Annotated in this window: 8 protein-coding genes and 2 pseudogenes; 8 read left to right on the forward strand and 2 right to left on the reverse strand. The window is 62.6% G+C overall.

The window, feature by feature from the left end; genetic code table 11:
- Window positions 1-663: 663 nt before the first annotated feature.
- The 3 genes and pseudogenes from WAN02_RS19620 to WAN02_RS19630 form a co-directional block, all read left to right on the forward strand.
- A pseudogene (locus tag WAN02_RS19620) lies at window positions 664-1,263 on the forward strand (VOC family protein); the annotation flags it as partial.
- 65 nt (window positions 1,264-1,328) lie between these two features.
- Entirely contained in the window at window positions 1,329-1,574 is a 246-nt protein-coding gene (locus WAN02_RS19625) for a hypothetical protein (RefSeq protein WP_422265902.1), read from the forward strand.
- Between the two features lie 87 nt (window positions 1,575-1,661).
- Window positions 1,662-1,952, forward strand: coding sequence for an antibiotic biosynthesis monooxygenase family protein (locus WAN02_RS19630; protein ID WP_422265903.1), 291 nt, complete (start codon window positions 1,662-1,664; stop codon window positions 1,950-1,952).
- Window positions 1,953-1,995: 43 nt separating this feature from the next.
- Here WAN02_RS19630 and WAN02_RS19635 read toward each other — a convergent pair whose 3' ends face one another.
- On the reverse strand, window positions 1,996-3,744 hold the full coding sequence (locus WAN02_RS19635; RefSeq protein WP_422265904.1) for a cytochrome c biogenesis protein DipZ: 1,749 nt from the start codon (window positions 3,742-3,744) through the stop codon (window positions 1,996-1,998).
- Between the two features lie 140 nt (window positions 3,745-3,884).
- The gene (gene msrA, locus WAN02_RS19640; protein WP_422265905.1) at window positions 3,885-4,610 is read right to left on the reverse strand and encodes a peptide-methionine (S)-S-oxide reductase MsrA; all 726 of its coding nucleotides are present in this window, start codon (window positions 4,608-4,610) and stop codon (window positions 3,885-3,887) included.
- Window positions 4,611-4,829: 219 nt separating this feature from the next.
- Here msrA and msrB point away from each other — a divergent pair, with 219 nt between their 5' ends.
- The 5 genes and pseudogenes from msrB to WAN02_RS19665 all read left to right on the forward strand — a co-directional run.
- Window positions 4,830-5,327 (forward strand): peptide-methionine (R)-S-oxide reductase MsrB, encoded by a 498-nt coding sequence (gene msrB, locus WAN02_RS19645; RefSeq protein ID WP_422265906.1) that lies wholly within the window; start codon window positions 4,830-4,832, stop codon window positions 5,325-5,327.
- A gap of 403 nt (window positions 5,328-5,730) precedes the next feature.
- The gene (locus tag WAN02_RS19650; RefSeq protein ID WP_422265907.1) at window positions 5,731-6,201 is read left to right on the forward strand and encodes a DM13 domain-containing protein; all 471 of its coding nucleotides are present in this window, start codon (window positions 5,731-5,733) and stop codon (window positions 6,199-6,201) included.
- The gene (locus WAN02_RS19655) at window positions 6,198-6,707 is read left to right on the forward strand and encodes a hypothetical protein (RefSeq protein WP_422265908.1); all 510 of its coding nucleotides are present in this window, start codon (window positions 6,198-6,200) and stop codon (window positions 6,705-6,707) included. Before WAN02_RS19650 ends, WAN02_RS19655 begins: the two co-directional genes overlap by 4 nt.
- Window positions 6,708-6,863: 156 nt before the next feature.
- On the forward strand, window positions 6,864-7,556 hold the full coding sequence (locus tag WAN02_RS19660) for a response regulator transcription factor (protein WP_422265909.1): 693 nt from the start codon (window positions 6,864-6,866) through the stop codon (window positions 7,554-7,556).
- Window positions 7,543-7,689, forward strand: a pseudogene (locus WAN02_RS19665) (sensor histidine kinase); the annotation flags it as partial. The gene WAN02_RS19660 and the pseudogene WAN02_RS19665, both read left to right, overlap by 14 nt.

The raw sequence follows: 7,689 nt of genomic DNA on the forward strand, positions 1-7,689 counted from the left end.
GGTCTACGTTGCTAAGCGCTACTCCCGTCGTCGGCGAGCAAAGGCCTCAAAGCCTCGTGAAGGCGGCTGACCTCCACGCCAGGCGGCTAGCGGCCCTGGAGCAGAATTTCACCGATCCCCGCCTGACGGCCCTTTGAGGCCAACGACTAACGGACGTCAAGAGGGGAATCAGGAATCGCCAGCCAGATGAGAGAGCCCGTCCGGCATCCGCGGGAGAATCCCGCAACGGCGCCGGCTCAGGCTTCTGCTGGAAGTGCCTTCACGGCGTAGTGGCGAGGAACCCCGGATGTTTGGCCAGACATACCTCGCCCATGCAGCCTCAAGCCAAGCAGTCGCACGATCCGGTAGCCGGCAACGGTTTTGCCGGCGACGTTCAGCACGGCTGCCCAAGGACGCGGTTGGGCCGGCGGACGTCAAGTCGCAGTTCTAGGTGTATGTCGGCGAACCCGGCCGCTTCTGCCTGTGCGACGAGGTCGCGCTCATCAAAGTTGAGCATCGGGGGTTGCTATCACGAGGCTCGTCGGCTTCGAGACTGGCTGCTAGAGGAGGGCTGAGCAGGGTGTCGAGCAGTGGGCCAAAGACTCTCGGCCACATCGAACTTGAATGTGACCCGATCGACCCAGTGTCCGAGCTGAGAGTCACGAAGGTTGACAGGGTTTGGGCGTTCAGCGATTGGGCCATGTGGTGATCCAAACCACGAAGTACATCAAGACGCTGAACTGGTACCTCGACAATCTCGGGATGATCGTCAGCGACTTCAACTTCTACCCGGGCCAGCGTGACCGCGGACCGACCTTCAGTTTCATCCGCTGTGATCGCGGCATGACGCCCGCCGATCACCACACCCTGGCACTGGCGCTTGGTCCGGCCAACCGCTACGCGCACTCGGCTTATCAGGTCGCCGACCTCGACGCGTTGGCCGCCGGTGGCGAGCATCTGAATGACCTTGGCTACCAACGAGCCTGGGGCATCGGGCGCCATATCCTGGGCAGCCAGATCTTCGACTACTGGAGCGACCCAGACGGCTTCATCGTCGAGCACTTCACTGACGGCGACATGTTCGACTGCACACTGCAGCCGGGCTGGTCACCGTTCACCGCGTCCGGCTTGGCGCAGTGGGGACCGCCCGTCACCAAGGTCTTCTTCGGCATGACCCCGAGGGCGCTCCCGCGAGAACTTCGCCAGATAGCCGACGCGCTGCGCGAGGAGAACGAGTTCGATTTGAAGAGCCTGGTCGGGCTGTTGAAAGCAGCGAACTCGTGACCGTGTCAGTCCTGCGCTCCGCATTGATCGCGATGTCGAGGCACACTGAACTCCGCTAGCAGGCGGTGATTACGCTGCGCACCGCCTGGAATGCACTCGGTGGTCCAACGCCGATCCGCCCCGGCCAAACCGTGCTGACCTTGGGTTCCGGCGGCGTGTCCGTCTTCGCGCTGCAACTAGCCAAACTACTCGGCGCTCGCGTCATCGCGACAACTTCGAGCAACCAGAAGGCGCAGACCCTGACAGCGACAACGTGCATCACTGCGGCTCAGCGAGTCGCGATTGGCCAAGAGATCGAGAAGCTACCGTAGTTGTCGGTTCTTCGTAGGGTTTCAAATTTCGGCGGCGAGACGAAAGTTGAGATGCCGCAACGTAGACGGCGCAGGGGAAGCGGAGCAATGTTCGCGCGCGTGATCACCGCCCAGGCAGGCGAACGCGGGTTTGACGACGTCATCCGCTTGGCCAACCAGGAGCTCCCCGCTGCCCGGCAACGTCCGGGATTCGCGGGCTATTTCCTACTTACCGACGACAGCACCGGCAACGTCATCATCATCTCGTTATGGCAGACCCGCGAGGACATGAAGGCGGTCGCTCGTGAGACGGCGGTCGGCATTCACGACGACGGCCTATCAGAGACCGGCCTTAGCTCGCTGAGGCTCGAAACCTACGATGTAGCAGTGCAAGCTTGAACCAATCACGACCCAGATACGACGTCGGGCGAGGCCGTAGCCGTCAGCCGTAGGTGAAGGAGTAGGCCTGCAATCCCCGGGTGAGTGCTACCTCGAGGTGCCCGGTCGCGCCGGTGTCGTTGGAGACGATGTGATGCATATTGGGTGGTCCTGCGACGGGGATGCGTGAAGTCTGCCCTCCCCTGGTCACAGTCAGTGTGCCGGTACCGCCGACGACCAGGTATACGTTGCGGGCGTGGTAGTTCAGCGCGATGGTGGCGTCGTCGTCCTCTGCCGTTACGCTCTGTTGGTCCAGGGTCCATCGGCCGCGGAGCGCGAATGAGTCGTTAGGGAGTTGGGCGGGGTAGTCGAACGTTGCGGTGCCCTGGTCGTAGGCGCCCTGGCCGCGATAGTTGGCCGACTTCTGGGCGCCCAAATAGGTCTCCGGGGTCAGCGTTGAGGTCGGCGTGGTGTCGGGCGCATCGACGGCCGGCGGCAGGCCGACGTTGCTGGCTGCCTGTGAAAGCAGTTGCCGGATAAGGCGTTCGGTAACGTCGTAGTCACCTTCGCCGAACTTGATGTGACGGACGGTGCCGTTGGCGTCGATGAGGTAATGGGCTGGCCAATACTGGTTGCGGTAGTTGGTCCAGGTCGTATAGTCGTTGTCCATCGCGACGGGGTAGTTGATCCCGAGCTCGGCGGTAGCGGTGGCGACGTTACTACGGTTGTGCTCGAAGGCGTATTCGGGTGTGTGGACGCCGATAACGTCGAATCCCTTGTCGCGGTATGCGTTGTACCAGCCGACGACGTGGGGGATGCTGCGCTGGCAGTTGATACACGAGTAGGCCCAGAAGTCGATCAGCACTACCTTGCCGTGTAGCTGCTTTAGGTCGACCGGCGCTCCACCGGGGGTGTTGAGCCATTGGGCGATCCCTTTGATGTCCGGTGCGGTGCCGCAGTTTTCGAGCTCGGTCGCGCCGTCCGTGCAGTTGGACAACGCCGCGTTCTGGTCGTTGGCTACGCCGCCCAGGTTGAGCTGCCGACGGACCTGATCCGTGCCGCCAAGTTTGTGTTGGAAGGACGTGGTGTAGTCAGGAATTGCCCGTTGCAGGGTCGCGGGCAGGTTGAACACCAGCGCTACGGCTAACAGGATGGTGACGACGCCCGCGGCGATGCGGATCTCGCGTTGGCGGCGCCGGAAGGCGCGCACTCGCTCGGCCACCCGGCGGCCGGCGAGGGCGAAGACCAGCAGCGGCATTACGGCGCCTACAGCGAAAGATGCTGTCAACGCGATGGTGGGCAATCCGATCGAGCCGGTTGCGCCGGCTAGGACGATGGCGGCCAGCACTGGTCCTGCGCACGGCACATACAGCACACCGAGCGCGAGTCCGAGCCCGAAACCACCACTGCCCGAGCCGAACTGTTTTTGTGGGAGCAGGGAGAACGGCTTCTCCAGCAGCGCCTCAACGGACGGGAAGATCAATCCCACGCCAATCGCGACGAGCGCGACTAATGCCAACCACCGGATGGCATCCTGCGGCAGGTGCAGCAGCGACAGTAACGCCGATCCGGCCAAGGTGACAGTGCTGAAACTGACTACCAGACCGGCGATCACGAGATATGGCCGCAGCGACTCGGCGCGAGAGGGTTTGGCCGGCGACAGGTCGACTGTGCCTGCCGCAGCAGAGGTTCCGGCTGTGGCCCGGGCGCTTTGTGCGCCTGAGATGAGGATCACCGGGAGCACCGGCAAGATGCACGGCGAAATGCCGGTGATCAGGCCGCCGACAAGGCCGATCGCCATGAGTGTCAACATTGTAAGAGGCGCGTCCTCTCTTGGTTAGATCGATCCGAATAGCATTGACTGGCATCGTCGTTGAGTTGTGGCGATCGCTCATGCCAACGGCGTCGCCCGCTGCCGTTGCGGTTTGCGGTGACCGGTCTGCACCTCAGCTACTACCCCGCGGAGACGAGGACGGGTTGTTCGCGATACAGATCCGGGTATTGATGCATGAGGTTGTCGAGCTTGGGCATGTCGTTGATGGCGATGTAGGGAAAGGTCGGGTGGGAATTCAGGAAATCTTGATGATGCGCCTCGGCAGGAACGAATCCACTGGCGTTCTCGATGCGGGTGACGATCGGGGCGCCGAAGACTTTGGCGCCGTTGAGCTCAGCGATGTAGGACTCGGCGATCCTTTTCTGCGTATCATTCTGCGGGAAGATGGCCGACCGGTATTGAGCCCCTACGTCGGGGCCCTGCCGGTCGAGTTGGGTCGGGTCGTGCACGACGGAGAAAAAGATCCGCAGCAGTTGCCCGTAGGTGATCTGGGACGGGTCGTAGGTGATCTGCACCGACTCCGCGTGCCCGGTCGTGCCCGTGCTCACCAGGTCGTAGTGTGCGGTCGAGTCATTGCCACCCGCGTATCCCGACACGGCCCGGTCGACTCCTTTGACGTGCTCGAAAACACCTTGAACACCCCAAAAGCAACCACCGGCAAGCACGGCAGTCTCGCGAGCGTCCTGGGCGCCCACGGGTTCATCCGCCGCAGGCCCGGGAATGTTCACCGTAGGCGCAGCGGTGCCCACATCAGAGAACATGCGAGTGCAGGCGGTGATTTGAAAGGTGACCGCACACAGCACCACGGCCAGCCGTATCAGGTTGATTCTCAGCGATCTACGCACGATGCTCCCCGCGGTCAGTTGTCGATTGTCGCTCTACGACCTTCAGGCTAAGCGCGATCGGCGGTCCGAATTCTTACGAATCAATGGCGTCCGAATCCCAGCCTCACACCCGGAGCTTCTTACCGAACCATGACGAATGGCGCTGACGCTGACCGGGCATCGCGCGCCGGGTTACGGTGATGGGGCTGGATCTCCCCGTCGACCACAGGTATTGGTGAGATGGATATGACGAGACGGCGGTTTCTGACCGCCGCAAGTGTGACCGCACTGGTAATGGCTGCGGTCAACGCGTGTGCCGCGAGCGCGATGTCGTCACCGCCCGACGCGCACTTTGCCGTCAGTCACACCGACCAGGAGTGGCGAACGCTTCTGACCGCAGCCCAATACAGCGTGCTGCGCGAAGCGGGCACCGAACAGCCGTACAGCAGCCCGCTCAACAACGAGCACCGTCATGGCGTATTCAGCTGTGCAGGCTGCGCGCAACCCCTCTACTCGTCGGATACCAAGTTCGAGAGCGGCACCGGTTGGCCGAGCTTTTGGAAAGCCCTGGACAACGCGGTCTTAGAGCGCCCGGACACCAGCTTGACTATGACGCGTACTGAAGTTCTCTGCAGCCGGTGCGGAAGTCATCTCGGTCACGTGTTCGACGACGGCCCGCAGCCGACCGGCCTGAGATACTGCATGAACGGCATCGCCTTGACCTTCACTACGGCTTGATCGCACGTCGCCGTATGTACCGTGGGAGTCGTCGAAGTGGCTACCCGCCAGCAATTTTCGTGCTTCGTGGGTGTTGAACTACCCACGAGTGCATGACTTGCGAGCAACTCATCGCAGCCGGCGACGTGATAGGTCCAAGAACTCGGCCACGTGCGCTCTTGCTGTGCCCCAACGTGTCCCACCTCGTCCAGCCAGCCTAAGTCGGTAGTTCCGACGCATCAACGGGAGCCAGCACGGGGAATTGGCATGACGGGAACCGCCCGGGTAGCTGTGACGGATCGGTCATTTATGACGGAGTCATGACGAACGCGTCGCGGTGTCGCCAACTTCGCCATTTGCTTTGTAGCGTAAGCACTACCGACCACAGGACGCGCCATCCCGCGCGAAGCGAAAGGTGAACCACATGCGATCCACCGAGCTTAAGGGCGTAGCCCTACTCACAATTGCTCTGGCCCTTGCGGCCTGCAGTAGCTCGAAGCAGATGCAGCCAGGGTCTGCGATGTCGCAGTCGCCCTCGGCCCCGGCGATGTCGCAGTCGACTCCGCCGCCGGCGATGTCGCAGTCGATGACCAGCACGCGCACCGGGACCTTCGAGGGACTCAACGACAAGCACGTCGGGGGGACCGCCGCTGTGTCAGACGCCCAGATCGTCCTGTCGGGCTTCTCTTCCGACGCGGGACCGGACCTGCACATCTACCTCGCGAACGGCAGCGACGAGAATGCTGTGGCTGCGGGCAAGGAGATCGGCAGTATCGCGTTCGACAAACCGTCTCAGACGTTTTCGACCAGCGGGCTGGATGCGTCGAAATACACCACCGTCGTAATCCACTGCGATAAGGCAAAGGCCGTCTTCGGCGCCGCCACCCTGACATGAAGCCAAGGGACAAGCCCGCCTCCCTCGTCGCTTCGATCATTTTCGGTGCGGCGAGGGTCGTGTTAGGCATCCTGTGGTTGCACGAAGGCATTTTCAAGTACACCGCACACTTTGGTCGCGCGGACATTCTGCTGATCGTGGGCAGCGCGAAATCCAACAGCCGGGTACCTGAGTACTTCGGCGCATTCGCCGGAGCCGTACTCGGTAGCTGGCCGGGTCTCTTCGGTTTCGCGATTCCGCTACTGGAGACTGTGCTGGGCCTCGCACTGGTCATCGGGGTGCTTAGCCTCCCTGCTGCCCTGGCATCGCTACTGACGCTCATGACCTACTGGAGTTCTGATCAGCTCATCGCTCAATATCCCATCATGGGACTTTTGTCAGCGATCGTGATCGCCTGGTCGGGTTGGGCCGCGCGCCTCTCCGTGACGTCGCTGATAGTCGCAGCGCTGGGTCGAAAACAGGCAGCCGAATCACTCATTTCGGGCCCAGCCCGACGCTGGCTGTAGCGACCCGGCCCGGCATCGCGCCGCGCGCTTCCCGTTATGGGCGAACCGAATCGCACCCGCTATAGGCCCGCAGGCCCTGGCGGCGAAGGGGTCAATCGTGACAAGTGCGCGACATCGCCCCCTGGTGTAGGCGTCTCGGGTCTAGTGTGCGGTGGTGTGAGCCGGATCCTGATTGCCGACGACGACCCCATCGTCCGGGATGTGGTGCGACGGTATCTCGAACGCGATGGGCATGACGTGTCGATCGCGAATGACGGCAATGAAGCGCTGCAACTGCTGGGCACCGAGCGCATCGACGCCGCCGTGCTTGACGTGATGATGCCAGGCCCGGATGGAATGACGTTGTGCCGCAGCATGCGTCGCGGGGACAGCTACGCGGTGCCGGTGATCCTGCTGACGGCGCTCGGCGAAGAGGACGACCGCATCGCCGGGTTGGAGGCTGGAGCCGACGACTATGTGACGAAGCCGTTCAGTCCACGTGAACTGGCGCTTCGGGTCCGTTCAGTGTTGCGCCGCGCCCCATCAACGGCCGAACTGCCGTCGGAACTGAGCGCCGGTCCGCTGCGCGTCTTGACGGCCGCCCGCGCGGTGACCGTCGACGGCCGACCGGTCAGCTTGACCAGCCGGGAGTTCGACCTGCTGACCTTCCTACTGACCCACACCGACACCGTGTACTCCCGCCAAGAATTGCTGAAACTGGTATGGCAATGGAATTTTGGTGATCTATCGACGGTCACCGTGCACATCAAGCGGCTGCGCTCCAAACTCGGTGACGCCCACCGGGTTCAGACTGTCTGGGGCCGTGGCTACCTGTGGCGGGAGGTGCGGACATCAGATGCCGACCAGTGACTTGTGGGAGATCGCCGGTTGGGCACTGGCTTGCTCAATTCCGGTGGTGTTGGCCGGAGCGCTGACCATCCGGCTCGCCCAGTCGTGGTCGCTGGCGGTGAGCATGGTGGCGCTGGTGCTGATTCCCGCCCTG

This window comes from Mycobacterium sp. (genome assembly GCF_049281135.1).
In the GTDB taxonomy this organism is placed as follows: Bacteria; Actinomycetota; Actinomycetes; order Mycobacteriales; family Mycobacteriaceae; genus Mycobacterium.